At 43.1% G+C, this 20,384-nt stretch carries 24 protein-coding genes; 6 read left to right on the top strand and 18 right to left on the bottom strand.

Annotated elements, in window-relative coordinates; genetic code table 11:
- Positions 1-216: 216 nt before the first annotated feature.
- The 3 genes from BC351_RS13885 to BC351_RS13880 form a co-directional block, all read right to left on the bottom strand.
- Positions 217-540: an aminoglycoside 6-adenylyltransferase gene (locus BC351_RS13885; RefSeq protein WP_144028388.1), complete on the bottom strand. Its 324-nt coding sequence runs from the start codon at positions 538-540 to the stop codon at positions 217-219.
- A gap of 199 nt (positions 541-739) precedes the next feature.
- Positions 740-913, bottom strand: a complete 174-nt coding sequence (locus tag BC351_RS42730; protein ID WP_167388023.1) for a hypothetical protein — start codon at positions 911-913, stop codon at positions 740-742.
- A 132-nt stretch (positions 914-1,045) separates the two neighbouring features.
- Positions 1,046-1,954 (bottom strand): S-layer homology domain-containing protein, encoded by a 909-nt coding sequence (locus BC351_RS13880; protein WP_079412938.1) that lies wholly within the window; start codon positions 1,952-1,954, stop codon positions 1,046-1,048.
- A gap of 365 nt (positions 1,955-2,319) precedes the next feature.
- Here BC351_RS13880 and BC351_RS13875 point away from each other — a divergent pair, with 365 nt between their 5' ends.
- On the top strand, positions 2,320-3,015 hold the full coding sequence (locus BC351_RS13875; protein WP_079412936.1) for a C40 family peptidase: 696 nt from the start codon (positions 2,320-2,322) through the stop codon (positions 3,013-3,015).
- 98 nt (positions 3,016-3,113) lie between these two features.
- Here the strand turns inward: BC351_RS13875 and BC351_RS13870 are convergent, their stop codons facing one another.
- The 7 genes from BC351_RS13870 to BC351_RS13845 all read right to left on the bottom strand — a co-directional run bounded on the left by BC351_RS13870 (position 3,114) and on the right by BC351_RS13845 (position 9,207).
- Positions 3,114-3,665, bottom strand: coding sequence for a hypothetical protein (locus tag BC351_RS13870; protein WP_079412934.1), 552 nt, complete (start codon positions 3,663-3,665; stop codon positions 3,114-3,116).
- Positions 3,666-3,701: 36 nt separating this feature from the next.
- The gene (locus BC351_RS13865; RefSeq protein WP_079412932.1) at positions 3,702-5,237 is read right to left on the bottom strand and encodes a hypothetical protein; all 1,536 of its coding nucleotides are present in this window, start codon (positions 5,235-5,237) and stop codon (positions 3,702-3,704) included.
- Positions 5,238-5,366: 129 nt separating this feature from the next.
- Positions 5,367-6,041, bottom strand: coding sequence for a hypothetical protein (locus tag BC351_RS13860; RefSeq protein ID WP_079412930.1), 675 nt, complete (start codon positions 6,039-6,041; stop codon positions 5,367-5,369).
- Positions 6,042-6,071: 30 nt separating this feature from the next.
- Entirely contained in the window at positions 6,072-7,409 is a 1,338-nt protein-coding gene (locus BC351_RS13855; RefSeq protein WP_079412928.1) for an arsenic transporter, read from the bottom strand.
- 56 nt (positions 7,410-7,465) lie between these two features.
- Positions 7,466-7,624: a hypothetical protein gene (locus BC351_RS42235; RefSeq protein WP_158082080.1), complete on the bottom strand. Its 159-nt coding sequence runs from the start codon at positions 7,622-7,624 to the stop codon at positions 7,466-7,468.
- A 186-nt stretch (positions 7,625-7,810) separates the two neighbouring features.
- Positions 7,811-8,863: a CotH kinase family protein gene (locus BC351_RS13850; protein ID WP_079412926.1), complete on the bottom strand. Its 1,053-nt coding sequence runs from the start codon at positions 8,861-8,863 to the stop codon at positions 7,811-7,813.
- Between the two features lie 77 nt (positions 8,864-8,940).
- Positions 8,941-9,207 (bottom strand): hypothetical protein, encoded by a 267-nt coding sequence (locus BC351_RS13845; RefSeq protein WP_079412924.1) that lies wholly within the window; start codon positions 9,205-9,207, stop codon positions 8,941-8,943.
- A 305-nt stretch (positions 9,208-9,512) separates the two neighbouring features.
- Between BC351_RS13845 and BC351_RS13840 the strand changes: the two genes are divergently transcribed.
- The 3 genes from BC351_RS13840 to BC351_RS13830 all read left to right on the top strand — a co-directional run bounded on the left by BC351_RS13840 (position 9,513) and on the right by BC351_RS13830 (position 11,855).
- The gene (locus BC351_RS13840) at positions 9,513-10,040 is read left to right on the top strand and encodes a DUF2642 domain-containing protein (RefSeq protein ID WP_079412922.1); all 528 of its coding nucleotides are present in this window, start codon (positions 9,513-9,515) and stop codon (positions 10,038-10,040) included.
- Between the two features lie 136 nt (positions 10,041-10,176).
- Positions 10,177-10,881, top strand: coding sequence for a hypothetical protein (locus BC351_RS13835; RefSeq protein ID WP_079412920.1), 705 nt, complete (start codon positions 10,177-10,179; stop codon positions 10,879-10,881).
- 95 nt (positions 10,882-10,976) lie between these two features.
- On the top strand, positions 10,977-11,855 hold the full coding sequence (locus BC351_RS13830) for an alpha/beta fold hydrolase (RefSeq protein WP_079412918.1): 879 nt from the start codon (positions 10,977-10,979) through the stop codon (positions 11,853-11,855).
- Here the strand turns inward: BC351_RS13830 and BC351_RS13825 are convergent.
- The 4 genes from BC351_RS13825 to BC351_RS13810 all read right to left on the bottom strand — a co-directional run bounded on the left by BC351_RS13825 (position 11,852) and on the right by BC351_RS13810 (position 15,026).
- Positions 11,852-13,222 (bottom strand): PDZ domain-containing protein, encoded by a 1,371-nt coding sequence (locus tag BC351_RS13825; protein ID WP_079412916.1) that lies wholly within the window; start codon positions 13,220-13,222, stop codon positions 11,852-11,854. The genes BC351_RS13830 and BC351_RS13825 overlap by 4 nt on opposite strands.
- Before the next feature lie 74 nt (positions 13,223-13,296).
- Positions 13,297-14,067 (bottom strand): phosphoribosylformimino-5-aminoimidazole carboxamide ribotide isomerase, encoded by a 771-nt coding sequence (gene hisA / locus BC351_RS13820; protein ID WP_079412914.1) that lies wholly within the window; start codon positions 14,065-14,067, stop codon positions 13,297-13,299.
- 164 nt (positions 14,068-14,231) lie between these two features.
- The gene (locus BC351_RS13815) at positions 14,232-14,702 is read right to left on the bottom strand and encodes a hypothetical protein (protein ID WP_079412912.1); all 471 of its coding nucleotides are present in this window, start codon (positions 14,700-14,702) and stop codon (positions 14,232-14,234) included.
- A 15-nt stretch (positions 14,703-14,717) separates the two neighbouring features.
- Positions 14,718-15,026: a hypothetical protein gene (locus BC351_RS13810; RefSeq protein ID WP_079412910.1), complete on the bottom strand. Its 309-nt coding sequence runs from the start codon at positions 15,024-15,026 to the stop codon at positions 14,718-14,720.
- 309 nt (positions 15,027-15,335) lie between these two features.
- On the opposite strand from BC351_RS13810, the gene BC351_RS13805 reads away from it, so the two are divergent.
- Both BC351_RS13805 and BC351_RS13800 read left to right on the top strand, forming a co-directional pair.
- Positions 15,336-15,635: a hypothetical protein gene (locus BC351_RS13805; RefSeq protein WP_079412908.1), complete on the top strand. Its 300-nt coding sequence runs from the start codon at positions 15,336-15,338 to the stop codon at positions 15,633-15,635.
- A 103-nt stretch (positions 15,636-15,738) separates the two neighbouring features.
- Positions 15,739-16,395, top strand: a complete 657-nt coding sequence (locus BC351_RS13800) for a phosphatase PAP2 family protein (RefSeq protein ID WP_079412906.1) — start codon at positions 15,739-15,741, stop codon at positions 16,393-16,395.
- Positions 16,396-16,428: 33 nt separating this feature from the next.
- On the opposite strand, the gene BC351_RS13795 is transcribed toward BC351_RS13800, so the two are convergent.
- The 4 genes from BC351_RS13795 to BC351_RS13780 all read right to left on the bottom strand — a co-directional run bounded on the left by BC351_RS13795 (position 16,429) and on the right by BC351_RS13780 (position 20,336).
- On the bottom strand, positions 16,429-16,617 hold the full coding sequence (locus BC351_RS13795; RefSeq protein WP_079412904.1) for a hypothetical protein: 189 nt from the start codon (positions 16,615-16,617) through the stop codon (positions 16,429-16,431).
- Between the two features lie 147 nt (positions 16,618-16,764).
- Positions 16,765-17,820 carry a YheC/YheD family protein gene (locus tag BC351_RS13790; RefSeq protein ID WP_158082079.1) on the bottom strand — a complete coding sequence of 352 codons (1,056 nt, stop codon included), beginning with the start codon at positions 17,818-17,820 and terminating at the stop codon, positions 16,765-16,767.
- A 120-nt stretch (positions 17,821-17,940) separates the two neighbouring features.
- Positions 17,941-18,372, bottom strand: coding sequence for an NUDIX hydrolase (locus BC351_RS13785; protein WP_079412900.1), 432 nt, complete (start codon positions 18,370-18,372; stop codon positions 17,941-17,943).
- 41 nt (positions 18,373-18,413) lie between these two features.
- The gene (locus BC351_RS13780; RefSeq protein ID WP_079412898.1) at positions 18,414-20,336 is read right to left on the bottom strand and encodes a DUF2334 domain-containing protein; all 1,923 of its coding nucleotides are present in this window, start codon (positions 20,334-20,336) and stop codon (positions 18,414-18,416) included.
- Between the last annotated feature and the right edge of the window lie 48 nt (positions 20,337-20,384).

Genomic DNA, 20,384 nt, shown 5'->3' with positions numbered 1-20,384 from the left:
CTTCCTATTGGAATTTGTCCATTGAAATCAACTATCAAAGGTCTAATTGAGAACTTTCACTGGAAATATGCCAATGAAAATCCAATAAAAACCTCAAAAATGTCTGCTTTTTAGAATATGCATTGGAGATTTTCCATTGAAATCTTCCTTCAAACTCTTAAAACTAGCTCGCATTGGAAATAATCCAATGAAACCAGCCTTTCATTTCATCCTTTCTCAAGGGAGGGGGGATGCCCCCAAATATCGCTTAAACCATCTGCCGGCCAGTCCCGTATTCACCTGCCACCCCTCTTGCATGCCAATATACCTGGCTGCAAGGTCGATTAGTGCCTTTCGAACAATCACATCAAACATATATTTGGCATAGGGAAGCTCATCTCTCCATAAACCTTTCCCTGTGTTCGTTGAGCACCATAAAATTTCATTCACAGCTTTTTCGAAATTTTCTTTCGCAGGTTTCTTAGTCACATAAGCAGCATCGCTGTGCATGCCCACTTTTTGAATTTCTTGATCTTCGTCTAATAATTCCTGAATTGGCATTGGCAAAATCCAAAAGCTGCGCCAGATCTGCTTTTTCGTTACGCATATCGAGATCTCTTCCTTTCCCGAAGGTTGTCTCACTGATTTCTATGTAAGATCACTTTCACTTACCTTTTCGGCAACAACCATCAACTCCCTTCTTCCTGCCAACAAAAAAAAGCCTGAGTCAATACCCAGGGCCGTATCTCCAACCATAAACCTATTCTGATTTCTGATGGTTCGCATAGACACCGATAATCGAAAGCACGGCTGCTACCCCATTGGCAATAGCATTCATATTATCGTCTTGAATAAGATCAAGACCAAATGCGTTCAAGATCAGTTTGGCAGCCCCTAATAAACCTAGGCTTAACGTAAAGTAATTGACCTTCATTTCTCTCACCTCTTATTAAAATAGGATGCTGTATCGTATGCGAGAAATTCAGCTTTGGACAGGTCAAATAGCAGGGTGCCATGGCACAAAAAAAGTGCCGCCACCTCCGCAAAGGTAACAGCACTTCATTAATTATTTATTTGCTGCCGCAAGTTCAGCAGTGGCTTTAAATTTGGAAGAAACATAAGTCGTTGCTTTCGCTTCTGTTATCACTGCAGGGTACATCATATCAGGCTTCGGATCATGCAGCGTATACGTAATCACCGCTTGACCATCATCTTTGAACTGAATGCCGGTAATTTCGATTGTGTACCCCGGATTCGGCTTATCGCCTCTGGAAAGGGTAATCTTGTTCACGTCATCATTCACTTTATCAATCTTTACCGCTATTTCTTCAGCAGGTACGGGAGCTTGTGCATGAGCATTCATGACTTTCGTTGCTTGGTACAGCCAGTTAGCCGCCTCGCCTCGCGTCACTTCAGCTTTGGGATTAAACTTGCCATCTTGATCCAGCTTCGTTATTTTATAGAGCAGCAAACGCTGCAATGTACCTTGATAATCGACATTAATTTGGTCTGCATCCTTGATTTCAATGAACATTTTGATCAAGGGGAAGTTCCCTTTTTTCTCAAGTGCGCGAACTAACAGATCTCCGAATTGCTCTCGGGTAATCGTGGCATTCGGGTTGACATCCTTAGCAATTTCCAATCCATTATAGTGAGCAATAATGAAAGCATCCGCATACCAAGCATCATTCGGAATGTTCGTATATGTGTCAGAAGCTAGGGGTTGTTTGATGAAACGAATCGTATCCAAGTTCAAGTTCAACCCTTTGACGATCATTTGCACGGTTTGCGCATAGCTGATTTTACCCTTCGGCACAAAATGCTCACTATCAAATCCGCTTACTACTCCACGTTCTTGCAATGCCTTAACGGCCTCTGCTTGATCAGCCTCCACATCAGAAAAGGCAAATGCAGTACCGAAAGTCAAACTGCTTGCCAATAAAGTGGTTAAAGTTAAAGTTGCTATTTTTTTCATGCGATTTCTCTCCTTTGAGTTGTTTGTAGATCATCCTCGCTTTCGAGTTATCTTCTTAACGCTGCCTGTTTGTATAATGTTGCAAGTATTTTTCATTTTGTATTGTTAAGCTATTGTAAAGTTGTCATAAAGCCATCCACCAGCTTTAACTATGAAAAGGCTTACATTGATAAGTTGCTCTTCATTTGCCTGTCAAGGAAAATTTACTCATCAATTTTTAACTAATTTCTAATAATCGTTGAAAATACTAGATATGCCATGACTTTCCGCTGTCTTCGGTAAATTCTAGGAGTTTTTACTTGTGGTAAAGTGAGGGTAGATGGCGCAAAGCGCCCATCATTTATTCCATAAGGAGGAAGTCTTTCATGCACAAAAAGAAACACTACTTTGGAAAAACAGCAATTTTATCATTAGGTCTTACGCTCTCAATGCTTGGTGGATTTTCAGCCAGTGCGCTAGCTGCTCCCGTTGCAACTGCAACTGTGAATAAAGGGGTTAACTTCCGAGTCGATCAAAGTACCAGTGCCGCGGTTATAGGTTTTATTAATGCCGGGACAACCCTTTCGGTTGAAGCCGCCAATGACTATTGGGTTTTGGTTGATTATCAAGGTAAACAAGGCTATGTTTCCCGGTCTTATGTTACCGTTCACGAGACTAGCAAACCGCCTTCATCTCCCCCTGCTTCTAGTATAGCTACTAAACTCATCGATACGGCTAATTCTTTCAAAGGCAGAGTTACCTATGTTTTCGGTTCCAAAGATCTACAGCGCCTTCGTTTAGATTGCTCATCATTCACGCAATATGTCTTTGCGCTTAACGGTATTGACATCCCGCGTTCTTCCAAAGCACAATCGCAAGCAGGCTCCTATGTGGCCAAAAGCAATCTGAAAGCAGGAGACTTAGTCTTCTTCAGTGTAGGGACGCCAGGCGTAGTCAATCATGTCGGCATCTACATGGGCAATGGTCAGTTCATTAATAATTTGCCTAATCAGGGCATCGTCGTCTCAGACTTCACGAATGCCTATTGGACAAACCACTATATTACAGGTCGTAGAATGTAAAACACTATTTCTTACATAGACGCTCAACCCTTGCTTAGTTACTTCGGGGTTGAGCTTTTTTTAATTCACCATGTGTGTCATTTGCTCGCTTGGTTCGTTCACTCTTTGGAGAAAAGCTTCGTAAAACGGATCGTATTGATCTCATCCATGGACTTTTTCACACGATTGTTCAGCGATTTTTTATCTTTCAAATTAAACAACTCCAGCTCATGCCCTGGATCTATAATCAAAGGTTTAAGACTGATATCTTCTAAAATCTTAAGCGTTTGTTGATAGGCCAAATATCGTTGGTCATCCGGTAAAACCGATTTTAAAGATTGAAGAATGGCAAGTAATCTCTCGGCATACATAAGCTTAACGATACTATCAGCCCCCATAATGTGGCGGGTTACAAAAGTCATTATCCCTGCCAGTAGGCGAGCATCCTGATAATACTTAGCAAGTGCCTCTAGCCCGGCCATCGCCTCCCAATCTCGAATAGATAATTCGCCAGTAAGCTTATCAATTATCTCATGATACCATGTGATTTCTATCTCTCTTTCAATTCCGCCTTTTTTATATGCCTCGAGCACGCCATTTTTGTGCATCTGAATGAAATGACCTCGGTACAACATAAACAATTCTTTTGCTGCAAGTTCCTGTTCGTTCATCGTATCACCACTTCTATGTGTTTTGAACCTTGAATATCAAAGATTTAGTAAAGCAAGTGCTCCTTCATGTATAGAATCATAGGCTAGAGTTCTTTGAGCGAATTCTTTTGACTTTTCGGCCTCATTTAACTCATAATAGCAAATCGCCATTTCATAGAGAATGGACACATCCTCGTAAGTTTTCAATGTTAATAGGTAGTACGGCAAGGCTTCTTGAAACATCTCCATCCCATAAAGAAGCGAAGCACTCTCCAGCGCCAAATGATGCGTAATGTCCAGCGGATAGTACCCTCTCCACATCAAAGCGATGCCTTGTGCGATTCCCCCAAAATCAGCCTCTTCCCCGCTTATCAGCAACTCAGCCAAACGCTTCGAATTTTGTAAAAAGAACTGCGTATCATAGCCGCTCAATCGCCAAAAGGCTAACATTTCCGGGATGTTCAAAACGGGCGCATAAGGATCCAGCCACTCCTTCACCGTAATAAAATCATCAGGTCCGAACTGTTCGATGAATCGGCGATAGGCTAAGCGCGAATGTCCATAGCTCAAAGGTTCTGCCAACATAAGAATACAACCAACGTTCAAGTGGTGGTAAGCGTGTTGAGTGAATAAACTCAAAGCCCCGTTATGCTCAAAATACGTCGAGATCGCGTGATAATTAGCTGTCAATGAAAAGCTTCCATGATGAATCAGCTCAGGTGGCTCATTATATTCCCAGCTTTCTAAGCGATGATCGCCTTTGTCCGCGGTTAGCAGAAGAAAGCCTTCCTGTGAGAACTGGCCAAGTCGTTCCAGACATCGGAGCCCCGCTTCCGGAAAGAGCACGTGCGAGTCTTCGAGTTTAGCTGCGTATAGCTCCATAAGTACTCTGTAGCGATAGGATTGCTGTTCGTATTCAGCCGATTTACGATACTGATACTCGCAAGCAATCTGTTTCAGTTTATCAGAAGCACTCAGCTGCGCGGCATGTTCGGGAAGCTCCATCGCAACCAGACATTCATAGATTTGATTATCTTCTACATAAATTAATTCCTGCGGTATACTATCAAAAAAATAATTAGCAACGATGAACAGCGGCTGCTGCAAATCCCCCTCACGAATTCGAATTCCTGACTGTGTCAAAATAAGCTCTGTATCTTCTACCGCATCAAATACGGCAAAGTCCAATACCCCTTGCTCTACAAACGGAATCAGACCTGGATGCTGCTGCCAGAAGGCCACATTGCCTGTCGCCAAGTCACTCATCACATAACGATAAGGCGGAATGGGAATGCCTGCATATGCGGTTAGCTCCGACAGTTCTTTCATGATATGAAAGGCTAATCGGCCTGATCCGGCACCGAGTTCGAGAATGGTAACTGTTTCTGACGTATCCCCCAACCTCGCACGATCCTGCAGAAAGCCAAAAATCATCTCGGCATACGAAGCAGCCAGCAGCGGATTGCTCGTTATGTAAGACGGAACCTCATCCCCCTGCCATGCGCCAATGCCTTGCTCTTCATAATAAGCCCGCTGCAGCTCCCAGATCGGAGCTTTGCTATAACGATAAACATGTTGTTCGATTTGCGACATCACCTTGAACCTACCCTGCTCCTAGTATGAAAAAAATCACTTTCATCTTACCATAAAGTGTGAGCTGGACAAAAAGAAAGCCAATGACCGATGTAGAGTCGGTAATTGGCTTTTTCAATACACTGCTTGTCACTTCACAAAAGAAATACAGTTTCTAATGTGCTGTACGTTGAAGTGCAGCTTATTTTCATCAGCTGTTACGAGTTCTATGAAAGAATCATTCATTTTCTCAAGCAATCCGATTTGACTCGCATGTAATCCAGCATCCAAGCAAATCATTTCTCCTTCTAACCCTTTCAATACTTGTCCGAATGTAGGAGGAAGTGTGTCTAACGAAGAATCCGCAGTATCTGTTGTCCAATTCTTTTGGTTCATGGAATATGGCGTTTGATGAGATTCATAGGGACTAATCCATTTGATATGAATGATGGGAATATACAGCTTTGGATAAAGTGCCGAATAGAAAACCAAATAATCTTGCGCAATATATTTCACGTATCCGTGTAATGTTTGATGATCAGACAAATAAATTTCTACAAATCTATCAACTGCATTATGCAGTACGCCAACAAAATTGATGTGGCCTGTTTGACTAATCGGATCGGGTGGTGCATCCTGATTCGCATTGTCTTCTGTATTTAGCTCAATATTTTTGATATGTGTGATTGGTAGGTACACATATTTCTTATCCATGTAAATGACGATGATATCCGACCCTGCATCAATTAAATAGCCCATTTTATCGCGATCTCCAAGTAATTCAATATGCACCAATTTGCCAATATACAGATTGAAAATCATCATGATTGAAAACCTCCTTTTTGACCAACCTTTTTAATAGAGCCAGCTAACCCAAAATGCAAGACACACAAGCGTAAAAATCAAAGCAGGAGGAATTGTTATAAACGTAACTTTGCAATATTCCTTCCAGCTCACTTTCACTTTGTTTTCTTTCAGAATATGAAGCCAGATCAGGGAAGCCAGCGTACCAATTGGAAGCAATAATGACCCTAGATCACTACCCACAACGCTTGCCAAATAAGTTACTTTGAGAGTAAGTGGATCTAACGCCATTCCTGTTAAGGTAATAGTACCGATCATCAGAGCTGGATGATTATTAACAAGGGTTGACATTACCGTGACGAGTCCACCCATTAACAAACTGCTATTTAGCATATCGCCGGAAGCCAATGGTTTTAAATAACGGACAAGCATTTCCGCAAGACCGATATTGTTTAACCCATAAATAATGACATACATTCCAAAGGCGAAGATGAGTATGTGCCAAGGCGTCTTCTTTAGCATATCAGCGGGGGATATTCTCAAATACAACCAACGCCACAGCAGTAGAACAGAGGAACCTGAAACCGCTACAATGCTAACCGGTATACCTAAATATGAGGCTGCGAATAGACTCACACGCACCATGAAAACAAATAGTAAGATATTGGTCATGAATCTCGTTCTATTTTTGGCAACGGGGAGAAGATTTGGAGATTTGACATGCAATGGATGTTTGCCAGGACCCATCCTTGGCAGTTTTTTGGGAAGAGTGCGATAGAAGCAGAGGAACAAGAGAAGCAAGAAAAACAGCAAGCCGAGTGTAGACGGGATAAACATCATTAACGTATGCATGTACAAATCCATGCCAACAATTTTGAGTGCGATAAGATTAACAATATTGCTGACGCCGATCGGTGCGCTTGAAGCGGTAGCAATCAGGGCACCTGAGAGTAGATACGGTATTTTTTGATGGTTTTTCAAGCCTAAATTTTGGAGAACGATGATTAGAATCGGTGTTGTTATCATAATACTGCCGTCATTATTAAAAAATAAGGTCATCAGAAAGCAAAGTAAGTTAACATACCAGAATAAGCGAATGCCAGAACCTTTGGCACGGGCCATCAGTCCTTCGGCAGCCCATTGAAAGAATCCAAAGCTCTCTAAAACAATCGCCATAACGATGGTGGCCATAATAGTGATTGCCGCATCACTGATTGTATTTGTTATTTTGAGTAAATCTGTCAAAGAAACACTTCCGCTCAAAAGGACAAGAATGGCCCCTCCTGTGGCCGGAATCGCCTCATTAATCTCCTTAGGGCGCCATAGAATGAGTATAACCGTCATTACAAATGCAGCAATCGTAAGGGATACCGTTGCGGAACCAATCATGAATTTTTCACCCCAATTCCAGAGAAATTATCGCATTTCATTCACACAGCAATGAATCAGGCATCCATTCTCTTAATGTACGCAATGTCTGACATAGATAAATCAGGTGCAGCTGCATGCTCATAAGCTTCTTCTGCTTCATACTCGGTATACGGCGGTTTAACGACGAAAAATAATAGAATTCCAGCCAACAAAATGATGAAAAGAACGACCATTGTCACTCCCTCCCTTCTACCATCTACTACCATCTATCATTAGTAGATACTGATACAGTATGTATACGGAACCTCTATGTAGTTTGCTATAAACAGGTACCCTCATCCTTTCAATTTTCCACTATTGTCTTAACAGCTCGAATAAAGAGACACAAAAAAACCACATGCTGTGAGCATCTGGCTGGGTTATAATTTCTCCATTTCTTGTTTAATAATTGATCTCCGTTCCTTCACATAATTTCTTATCAAATCAGGTTCATCTTTGAACTCGGAATAAGGCCATTTGCGATTCGTGTCCTCTCGCATATAGGGGGCAATATTCCCATGCAAATGTTCGACTATCGGAGAGATACGCTTCCAAGTAAAGGAAGAACGTAAAATATGATTTAATATTTGTTTATATCGAATTCTCCCGCTTCTGAACCCCAACACCTTCTCACTAAGTCCGTTATATCCATTGACTCGAACTAAGTCGCTTCCGCAAACTTTGCCGTAACAGTTTCTTCCCCATGTACCTTCATAATCCCATGGAATGATTCGATACAGCTTCGTTGCTTTATGCCTGTAAATAGCGTAGTTTTGATCAAATCCGTCAAAGTTTCCCGTAAAGACAGCGCCAGCCAACCAGCGTAAATAATTATCAACATCCAAATGAGTTCGCAAATAGTCGGCTAAAGGCTTGCCAGATAATTTATTTATTTGGGCAATGAATGTACTTAGCGCTTTTTTCTCGCTGCTGACACCCATAACTTGTTCATATCCTGCTAGCATGGAGCTTTTCATTTTCTTCGTTTCAGGATGAATAGCTTCGAAGTTAGCTTCATCATCCACAGCATAAAAGAGTGATTGCGCGCCTATCTTTCTCAATTGAAAGAAATGCTTGTCGACGGCCTCAATTTCCAAATAAATCCCTTGACTCACGCCATTAAGCTTCAAATGCACATGCTTGGTGTGTGGACTTGGCACCCCAATTTTTTGAAAAAAACGAAATGAGAGCGCATTCCGAATCATAGAAGGATCGTCATATTCCGCATTGAGATGGTAGGTCTTTCCCCTGCTCACAATTTCGTATGATTTCTTCGTGTAGTCGCGCGTATGTCCACCTCGATAGCGAACTTTAATCGCGCCGCGGTTTCCTCTGGAAATTAGGACTCCGTTCACGAATTGCTTGCTCCATATATCTGCATTCAACTTTTTGAGCAGCTTTTCCGGGATTACGAGATGTCGAGTCGGTATCATTCTACACCGCCTTTTCTACATAATAAAAAGCCTATCTACAGGAGATAGACTTTCAACCTACACTAATTTATTCGAGATTAAGAACAATTGCCACGGCTTTTGTTCCCTCGTGATTTATCTCCGTGAGATTTGCCGCCTTGAGTTTTGTGATTGCCTGATTTGTTAGATTTATTGGATTTATTGGATTTGTTGCCTCTGCTTTTCTGGCCTTGTGTTTTGTGGTACTCGGATTTGTTGCCTTTTGACCTTTGACCTTGTGTTTTGTTCCCTTTCGATTTGCCGCCTTGCGTTCGGTTCCCTTTTGTTTTGTCACAATCACATTTGTTAGAAACACTAACCAACATATGAAAAACCTCCTTATAGTTTAATAGTGTAGTCTATGATAGGAGGCTTAAATCGGATAGAGACATTGGTTGATATAAACAAAAATAATTAGAATAATGCATTCCAATGCACTCTAGTTCAATGTGGAATGTCTCTCAATCAGCTCGAAAATAGATTGAAATCTAGTACCAATCTTTCAAGGATACATATACTTATATTACAAATGAGCAGCAATGACAAACGTATAGGAGGTGAACAGACACTAGTAACTGCTGCTTATTAGAGAGTACAAACAATAAACAATCCTGAGAGGGGAAATGACAAAATGAGTTTAAACTATTTGGGTACACTGATTGGTACTGAGGTTAAAGTCAATCGGGGAGGTCCTGATTCCATCGTCGGTAGATTAGTCGTTGTTCATCACGATTACCTCGTCCTTCAATTGAAAGATGGCACAACGGTTTACATCCAATTGCAACACATCAAAAGCCTTAGCGCAACGAATGGCAACGTAAGCAGATCTTATAAAACTACTGCACGTGTTGATCAAGCTCACAACTTTGAAGGTGTTTTGTCTCAATTCAAATATACTTTTGTCCAAATCAATCGGGGTGGCCCTGAGAAAATCGAAGGTGTCGTCGTAGAAACTTGGGATAACAACTTGTTGCTTGTCGTTAACAATGAAATCGTTCGAATTCCTATCTTCCATATCAAAAGCATCAATGCGATCAATAAAAACAACAGCGGTGGCAACAAATCCAATAAATCCAATAAGTCCAACAAAAGCAATAAAGCCACAGCAGCTCAAATCGTAGCTATCAAACTATTATTAAAAAAATATCGCACGCGATAAGTTCCTCCTATATCGAATAATCCCAATCTCGTCGCAGGCGCGTTGATTGCTTCGGCAACCAACGCGCCTTTTGGGGTTTTTACTTACACTTCATACAGTTTAGACTTTCTACTAGATTGAGAGGAGGAATGAAACTATGGAAACATTGAATACGATGATAGATAAACAAGTAGAGCTTACCTTTTCCGGGGGACAGAAGCCTATTAGAGGAGTTTTACTGGAGGTTAGCAGTGATCTTATTGTTATTTATGACGAATTGAATTTTTACTATATTCCAACGATCCATTTGCAATATGTTCGGCTCAATCCGAATCCAAGCAAATTCATAGATCCTCCTACGGAATATCCGTTTGATCTCGAATCCTCCGCCATTTCCTATCGCAAGATGCTCATGAGCGCCAAAGGAGTTTTCGTTGAGGTCTATATTACAGGCAACCAAAGTGTACATGGCTATTTAACCCATATCATGAATGATTATTTTGCCTTTCATTCTCCGATTTTCCATACGATTTTTATATCCATGAGGCATGTGAAATATGTCGTTCCTTATCACCCTAATACAACACCCTACGCCATGAAATTAGAACATTTTCTTGTACAACCCGCGCAAGTTACCTTCTCACGAACTTTTGAGCAGCAGTTGAAGAAGCTTGAGAATATGTTTGTTGTCTTTGATCTCGGTGAAAATCCGAACAAGATCGGCGTTCTGTCTCCGTCTGAACATCCATTTTTGGAAGTTCATACAGCAACCGGGAAGTCAATTATTCATAGTGAACATGTAAAAACGATCCACCTGCCTGCCGCACGTAAAGGTGACAACTTCACTGGACGTGTGCACTAACGTTGACGTCCAACTCGGACGTCTTTTCTGTTTCTAGGAGCAAATAACAAAAGCTGGGCATATAGTGTTACATCTTATTTGAAAGGAAGTTCACTATGTTTCGCAACTTTGACTTTCAGCCTCAAGCTTGGCCGTTTCCTCAACCAGGGCAATCGCCTTACCCAACTTCGAGTTGGCCTTTTCGAACACCAGCCCCTTGGGCTGCCGACGATGAGTTCGACTTTCGTGAACGCGAGCAGCCGCTTACTTTTGTACTCATCCACGGCTCCTGGGCGGATGCCAGCTTCTGGGCGGGACTCGCTGCTGAGCTGCGCAAAAAAGGCCATACCGTCTATGTGCCTGAATATCCAGGACATGGGGCAGACCCTAACAAAGCTGTTACACATGCGATGATAACCAAATCCATTGCTGACTATATCGTATCTAATCAGCTGCAAAACATCATTCTTGTCGGACATAGCTTCGGAGGGTCGCTCGTGCAAACGGTGGCGCAGCGGGTACCCGATCGTTTGAAACGGCTCGTTTTCCTTAACGCCTTTGTTCTGAAAGACGGAGAAATGCTCGCGGATGAGTTTCCCCCAGCGGTTAGAACCGTGTTTGATCAGCTCCGCAAAAGCTCGAAGGACAATACCATTATGCTTCCGTTTCCGCTGTATAGAGAATCCTTCGCCAACTTGGCAAGCTTGGAGCAGGTCCAGCATCTGTACAAAGCCATTACTCCCGAACCGGCAGGACCTTTCTATGAGAAGCTGGACCTGAAGAAATTTTACAGTTTGACCGTACCAAGAAGCTATCTATTCCTAACCGATGACACGGTCTTGCCTTTGGGCAGTCCCGATTATGGCTGGCATCCGCATATGTCTAGCCGTTTGGGCTTGTTTCGACTCATTCAAACGAATGGCGATCATATGTCGACCGTCCAATACGATCCCAAACGAATTGCACGCAAGCTTTATGAAGCGGCAAGAGATTAAGAACAAGAAGCGCTGCTTGCCGTTTTCGGATGGCTTTTCAGCCAATTTAAGACATCATCCAGGGTTTGTACAGGTACAATCAATAAGTTGTCCGCGCCTTTTCTCGCCTCGGATTCATTCGAAGCCGGCACGAAGAAAACGTCAGCGTCTGTACGGCTTACCGTATAGGCTTTCTGCTCTAATCCACCCACAGGGCCGATTGAACCATCAGGTTCTATAGTACCAGTGCCTGCGACATGATGTCCATAAGTAACACCACAAGGGGTAAGTTGATCAATGAGCGTAAGAGCCAGCATAGCCCCATGTGAGGGACCGCCTTCGTGCAATAAATAGTTGTGGTAATTCACCGTTTCCGGAACATCATATTCCAGCTCATTCGCAACTTGGATGCCAAAAGCAGCTCGACTGGGATCATCCGGATTAGCCCGCGTATTCACCGAAAGCGCGGTCGTTTGCCCGCCGCGCAGCACCGTAACGGAAACAGAAGCACCTGGTTTTGTCGTTTTCATGACATCCGTCAGTTCTTGGATCATCGTAACGGCCTTTCCGCTGACTTGCACGATCACATCGCTTGGCTGCAGCACATTCAAGGCCGGACTGTCCTTCACGATAGCGGTAACTCGAACGCCATGCGATGTTATTCCCTTGCCCATACCTACCTTCTGAAAAGCAACTGCACTTCCGGCCGTATTCGCGTCCGCCTTCATGATGCGAACTTCTTCATTGTATTCCCCCAGTGACATACCCAAATCCTCGACTTCAAACGAATACTTAGGAAAAAGCTTCGCATACAGCCAGTCAATCGGGAAAGCCGGACGTTCAAACACAAGAACTCCGGAAATCTCTCCATGCGTATGTCCGCTTGGCGCTTGTGCGTATCGGTTCATGTTAAGCGTCAAGCCTGGATACGTCACCAAATATTTCGTAGGCCAGAACAACACGACAAGCAGACATAACGTAGCAATAAACCCTACAATACTTTGGATAGGCAGCTTACGATACGACCGCTCATGGAAGATCAAATCTACAAAAACAAGCAGCAAGGTTAAGACGAAAACAGTTGCCGAATACTCAATTCGTTTCGGAATCGTCAGCAAAATAGCTATACTAGCAAGTGCGGCAATAGCGATTGCGAGGCATCTGATTCGCACCCATGTCCGTTTATTTGAGGCAAGCTGCAAGAGCGCAGCAGCCAGCCAGAGACACGGCACCAAAGCCAACACATAGATCAGTAAATCAATGAGATCAATCCAATAAATGCTCGTTCCGATTCGCATAGGATCAGGCAGCCAGATTAACTCTCCCAGAACTGCTAATAACAGGGTTAGCACCATGCCCGCATAATAAAGTCTTTGCCAAAGACTCATGATCTGTACTTCCCCTCTTGCCAAAAAAGCAGCCGACACTCTAAGCTTTAGAGCATCCGCTACTTTGGGCCTGATTACTTTCTAGTGGCAAGCTCATTCATATACGTTACAACTTCTTTGTAAGAAAGCTTGCCGCCAAATATGTCCAATGCGCTGCCGATCGTGATATCCAGCTTGCTTTGCGATAATCCTTGGAACAGCTCTATATCTGCAAAAGAGCGGGCTCCGCCAGCATACGTGGTAGGAATGGTTACCCACTGCGCCAAAGAACTGACCAGACTTTGCTGGATACCGCTTTGTTTGCCTTCTACATCGACAGCATGAATGAGAAACTCGTCACAAAACTGCTCCAAATAACGAATGGATTGCTCATTGACTTCAAAGTCACTTAATTGCTTCCATTGATTCGTAGCGACAAACCATTTGCCGTCTTTCTCTTTGCAGCTGAGATCAATCACTAATCTATTCTTCCCAACTTCCGAAACAATCTTGTGCAGGTGATCCTGATGAAGCTGACCGTCACGGAAGATATACGAGGTTACTACCACATGGGACGCGCCATGCTCCAAGTATTCGCTCGCATTCTCAGCAGTAATACCACCGCCAATTTGCAAGCCGCCTGAATAAGCTTGCAGCGCAGCCACGGCTTCTTCTTTGTTCCCCCCACCTAACATAATCACATGGCCGCCTGTTAAGCGATCCTGTTTGAACATCTCGGCGTAATAGGTTGAATCATACGAAGATACGAAGTTCTCAATGACCTCTTTGCCCTCCGTACCTAGCGACTCACCTACGATTTGTTTCACTTTCCCATTATGTAAATCGATGCAAGGTCGAAATTTCATGACATCCTCCGATACTCTCTAGTAGACTTAGCTGGCATTTTCCATTTATTATAGCACAATCCGTTATTTGAGCACTACGCCACCCTGATTAGTCAGCTATAGCTTGTCGTTACATAAGAAAGAAACCTCATCTGATGATGAGGTTCTCCTATTGTGGCTGCGGTTTATTTTTTGGCAAATCCTTCTTCTTCCATGTACTCTTCTACCTCTTCATAGGTTTCAAAAGCACAATCCAAGTTGCTTCCGGCATAGACATACCATAAATCCTCAACGAATGTAACGGCAAGCTGGTGGCCATCTTCATCCACCCATTTCTCTTCCGTCACCGGATCAGATTGGACTGCTTTCTTGGAAGAATTTCCTGATAAAGAAAGGATCGATTTCTCGATAATGGAGCGCAGCTCCTCCTCGTTGAAATCCCGAATATTGACTAAACCCTTATTATCCGTTGTGTAGCCTTTAATAAATTCGGCATAAACATAGCCATTTCCATTAGGATGCAGATGATAAACAACCGACTTCTTATCATATACGCTGTCTTCATAATGAAAATTAATACGTCCCAGTGAAACATCCTTGCGCTGCAGCTCGGGGAATGATTCCACGATTGCTAATTTCTCTTCCAAACTAAGCATACAAGCCTCCGTAACTTACTCAACCACTTGAATTTTAAACACGTTCTCCAGTTTACCGTCTGTCCTTTTCTTCAAAGGCACTTTAATATCTCTGCCGAGTTCTTTGAAAAAAGTTTCAACATCACATTGTACATTGGATAGAACAACCTTAAAAGAGCCATCCTCTACAATATTCTGATTTGCATCTACAGGTACTTTGATATCAACCGCATATTTCTTCGTCAACGTGTTGATGTATCGGCTGAAAATTTCAATAAGTTCCTCATTATTAAAATTTTCAATCACCAATTTGCCTTTGTTCGTAAAATTCAAATGAACGTTCACCTTTAAATGCCCCTTTTCCATTAAACCGTTTATTTTCTTGTGGGTATTGAACTTGTTGAGTTTGCAAGGTTCTTTTCATTGAAAAGGATTCAATCCACTAGTCGGCTAAACATCGTACATAGAAATGCTTCTCTTCTATTTTACTTGTTTTCATACGTATGAAGCAATACAAAAGCGAAATTCATTTTGAAAATAAAAAAAAGCAGGTCATTTCCTGCCTCTTTTTGTTGGTTATTGTATAATTATAACACACTTTTGTTTATTCTAAGCCTTTTATATTGATAAAATTGCGTAAGGAAGGAATCCCCTATGGCATTCGGCATAAAAAGAGAAGAACTACAAGCCTGGAAAGCTGCTGTAAGCCGCGGCGACATTGCATTCCTAACCCATTATTGGCAAGATGCTCGTTTTCCAGATATCCGGACCGTTACCAAAGTGGGTTGCGCGGATTTAGATAAATTGACAAAGTGGTGTCTTTCTCGCGGGCTTAACCCGCAGTATATTCATCACAGCCCCTCCTATCCGCACTATGACTTGTTTGGGCCTGTACAGAAGAAAATTATGCAAATTGAAAATCAATGGCAGCAGATCGAGAGGTTTCATCTTTAAAATAATATTTCCAAATTCCAACACAATTTGAATGAAGCTTGGGAATGTTATACTATTGATATGTTAAATTATTGTAAATAAACATATGGATAGGTGAACAAACATGAGCCCAAAACTAAAATTTACAATTGTCCTTCTGCTTAGCCTGTTATCGCTTTGCTGCTTCATCTTAGTTGCATCTATGATCAAAGGACATTGGATCGCCCAGTTCGATCAATCCATCATCTCATTCATTCAAGGTTTAGAATCTCCGGGAATTACATCGTTTATGAAAATTTTTACCTTCATCGGCTCTACTACGATGGTGGTCGTCATTACACTTGCGGCCGCTCTTTTCCTGTACTTTGTGCTTCATCACCGGTTGGAACTGATTTTCCTTCTGGTTATGATGAGCGCGACCGGCATTATCAATCAACTGCTTAAGCACTATTTTGTTCGGCAAAGACCAGATCTTCATCGGCTTATCGAAGAAACCGGCTATAGTTTCCCGAGCGGACACTCGATGGCAGCCTTTGCGCTCTACTCTTCACTTGCCTTTCTCCTCTGGCGTCATATTGCTTCCCGCACAGGCAGAATCAGCTTAATCGTCCTAAGCAGCTTTATGATTCTCTGTATTGGGACAAGTAGAATTTACCTAGGCGTGCATTATCCTAGTGATATATTTGGCGGCTATTTGGCAAGCGGGTTCTGCTTCACCTTAGCCGTTTGGCTGTTTCAATGGTACAAAGAATATCGGGCCTATTCTAAGCAATCCAAATAGGTAAGGCTGTCTCACTTAGGAGACAGCCTCTTATTAAGATTCAGAGCTTTCCTCTCTTAACCGAGTTTCATAACGGCTGATGCTAATAATCGTATAAAGGCCAAACTTCGTAATCCGTTCACGGACAAGCTCTGGGAACGCCGGATGCTCGATTTCTAAATAATCATCCAGCTCATTGTACCAGGGCAATAAATTCATTTTTATCACTAATACTCTTTTCACTATCAAATACCACCTTTACAACGCCATAGTTAAGTATATTCGCGTCAGGCATCTTGTGACCTAGATGAATAAGCTAATTAAAATAGGGGTACGCCCCATTTCTCAAGTTTCTATGTAGAAGCCCTAATGTCTTAGGGCTGATCTTCCTCAATGTCGTTTCTTCAGAAGATATTTGGCATATTTCATAGGGGTTTCATACGTTTTATAAAATGATTCATTCATTTTCAGCTCTTTAAATTCATACCTCTGATCCCTGCAATTGACCTCAATTAATCCGATACGGCCTTGTTCGTCAACACCAATGTCTAGGCCCACATCAGCCACTTGAGGAATTCGCCGCGCTAAGCTTTCTACTATAAGAAGCGAAGCTTGTTCAATGGATTTCTTCATCCGAGTCGGATCGAATCCGCTGCTTCGAAATAAATCCTCACAATGTCTCGCTGCTCCTCCTTTAGCCAAGTTCGTGACGTGACGTCCTGCTGCGGCTACTTTTCCTGCAATGCCGTTCACTTGCCATTTCCCTTCGTCTCCGCGCTGGACCGACACCCGAAGATCATAAGGTCTTCCACGATACTTGGCAAGAGCAATCGCTTTTTGAATCATATACCTTTGGGAGCCCACCTTCTCACGAATAAAAGCGATCGCCTTCGTCTCGCTGACTACTGCTGGCTTTTTATTGCTCCAACAAAGCTGCCAATTCTCATCGTCTTTGCGTGTTAGTTGAATAACGCCTTTGCCAATACTGCTATTCGTCGGCTTAATGAACAGAGATGAGTAGTGACTCATCGCCTTCACTAGCCGTTTGGGGGAGTAAGCCATCGAGAGAGGCAAATACGCTCTGACAGACTCTTGTGCTTCGAGCAGCTTGTAAATGCGCAGTTTATCGTATCGATTTTGCTCGTTGAACACCTTGCTGCTTCTTGAAAGCATAGATAACTTTTTTGTCAAATAAGACGTCAGCGACATAGCACGATTATGCGTTACTTTGGGCAGCGACATTCGAACCAGCCGATATTTTTTATTCTCATAGAGGAAACCTAGCGAGGACTTCCCGCTTATCTGCGGCAAACACATGTAAAAGGGCGTCATCCCTAGTTTCTTAGCTGCTTTATTGTAAAGATCGATGCGTTCATAGCCAGTTTGCTGACTGGGAATACCTAAGTACGTCTTTCGATCCAGAAGAATGCCGACCACATTACGCACGTTATCACCTTCACCAAATAGGATCATCTTTATCACTGTATGCAGTCGCAGTCCGCCTGGTCCGAATGAAATGAGAAAAGAACTGCACGGATGCAGTCCTTTTCATCGCAAATAGCTCTATTACCACCCTATACTCTCAAACCAAACGCCTCGCGATTCCTTCTCCAGAGCAATTCGAATGTAAGGAATCATCTCACTTGGCAGCTCATTCACAGGAAACCACTTCAACTGCTCACATTTTTCAGGCTCTTCATTCCTTATTTCTCCTTGCCAGCGATGAGCGATTAGGAAGAAATCCACCCATTCGGAAGATGTGTTTTTTCGGTGCATAACGCCGATGACCTCAATCTCCGTTGGTTGGATGACCACGCCTGCTTCTTCTTTGGCTTCCCTGATCGCAGCTGATACAACCTCTTCATTGCCATCCATACGGCCGGCCACAACACTCCACATCCCGTCTTGAAAGCCGGTGTTTTGCCGTTTTAACAATAAAACCTCTTCGTCCCGATAAAATAACACATGGACGGACCCATACAAAATCGGTGCTCTCACTTTCTTCCTCCCTGACTGAGTGCCCTTCCCGCTTGAAAATCCTATTCCTTGGCATTCTGACTTTGAAACGACAACGCAACATCGAGAAAAGCATCATCGCTGGGATACCTGGCAATATCGTCTTTCCCGTTGCCATCGAAATCCGCGACAACTATACGTCCATTCGCTTTGCCCCACGGTCCAAACACGGACAGCAGTTGATACTCATTCTCCGTTGTTCCTTGGTACACGCGGCTGGTCATATTTTTCGCATCATAGCGTAAAATATCTTCTTTGCCATCGCCGTTAAAATCACCAAATCGGATATTGCCAAGCTCTTCAGGAATATCTAAGAACACTTTGTTTAGATTCCACTGCATTGCTGTTTTATCCAGCTCAAACTCCACGCCTTGCGACGTATTTTCTTTAAATAATAATAGACTTTGCCGATTTTGATTCTTGACATTTCTAACGATTAGATCCCGGGAAGAGCTGGTTCGGAACGTGTATGGCTTAATAGGCTTCACTTCATTCCCGTGCACGTAGACGCCAAGAAGCTGACTGCGGTCTATAGACTGTCCAGCAAGGATACAATCCCCATTTGGCTGGCGCAGCTCATATAGATCATACCAACGGTTGGCAGGAATTTTCCAGCTTTGCTTTTTCGTAAATCCATTGGCCAATGATGAGTACGCTTCAAGCTTCCCCGTTGGTGTGACCACCCAGAGTCCTTCTTTATGCTGATTGTCGCGACTGTTTAAGGCAAAAGCCGAGCCATCGACATAAGGAATCGTAGCGGCTGTCTGCGGTGCTGGTTGGCTTTCATTGCGGATAGCTGAGAATTTCCCCTGCGTTACCGCGATATTGCCGGTTTTCTTATCCCAAGATACAATATCAGCCTCGCTTCTTCCAGTTACATGACCGACCTGAACCAGCGTAGACTTCGCACTTCCTATTTTCAGTCGCTGAGCAGGCGTAAAAGGAATATAATCGTGAATCGAGTAAAATGGATAGCCCTTTTGATGCAGTTGCGTGATCAACTTTTGCAAGACACTTTTGTTATCATGCATGTACTGATAAGCGGGAATTCCGTCTTTGACAACTGGACTTCCCCATTCATCCAAGACAGGTTCCAAATGACTAAATTCCAAAAATGGATGATAGAAAAAAGAATTAATTCGCTCCATTTTGCCTAACTGATTCAAGATAAATTTCTCATCCTTACCGCTCGGGATATAAGAAAGCGTAGTAGGCACATATACATTACCAAAAGACGGAATTCCATTGCTCGTATTGAGCACATTCTCATATTGCGCGAACGGCGGATTCGAGTTGATACTGGTATCCGGCTGATACTGAAGCCCAAAATAAGAACGGAATACCTTATCCTGTTCCGGTGTTGTGTGATAATGAGGCGCTTCCCAGAAATGAGGCATAAATCCGGCAGCTTGGAAGCGCGACAGCCCTTCCTTGACTCGGTTCAGCGCGAATGCAGCCGTCATCGTTTCCGGAACATCAGGAACATTAAACTCGTTGCCAATGCCAGAAGCTTGATGTCCATCCTCACGGCGCTCGTCCCCGACTTGGTGCGTATAACCGTGCATGCCGATTGTGCCGTTGGACTGAGCGGCTTCTCGAAGAACCTTGTCAAACGACTGAATGTAGCTGTTATCCAACTGATCTATCGAGCGATCATACCGGGTGCCATCAGGCATGATATTCTTCCACCTTGGGATGACAGCCAGACTGTAATGCACGTTCTGCTCATTTAAGTAGGAGAGAACAGCTCTCAACTTGCCGATGCCTTCGAGCGTACTATAATAACCGCCAGGTCCGATGTCTTCCAACCGGATCATCATGAACCGCGGATTGTTATCTGCCCCTTCAACCGTAATGATGTGATATAATCCTAGGAATAATCCAAAAGAGACCATGCCAGCAATCACATAGCGAAACCACGTATTTTTTTGTATGAAAGTCCACATACAAGCAATCTCCCCCTACAGCTGCTGGACCATTAATGTGATGAATAA

Origin of the sequence: Paenibacillus ferrarius, from assembly GCF_002027705.1 — a bacterium.
Classification (GTDB): domain Bacteria; phylum Bacillota; class Bacilli; order Paenibacillales; family NBRC-103111; genus Paenibacillus_E; species Paenibacillus_E ferrarius.
This window is presented reverse-complemented; position numbering and strand designations above follow the sequence as displayed.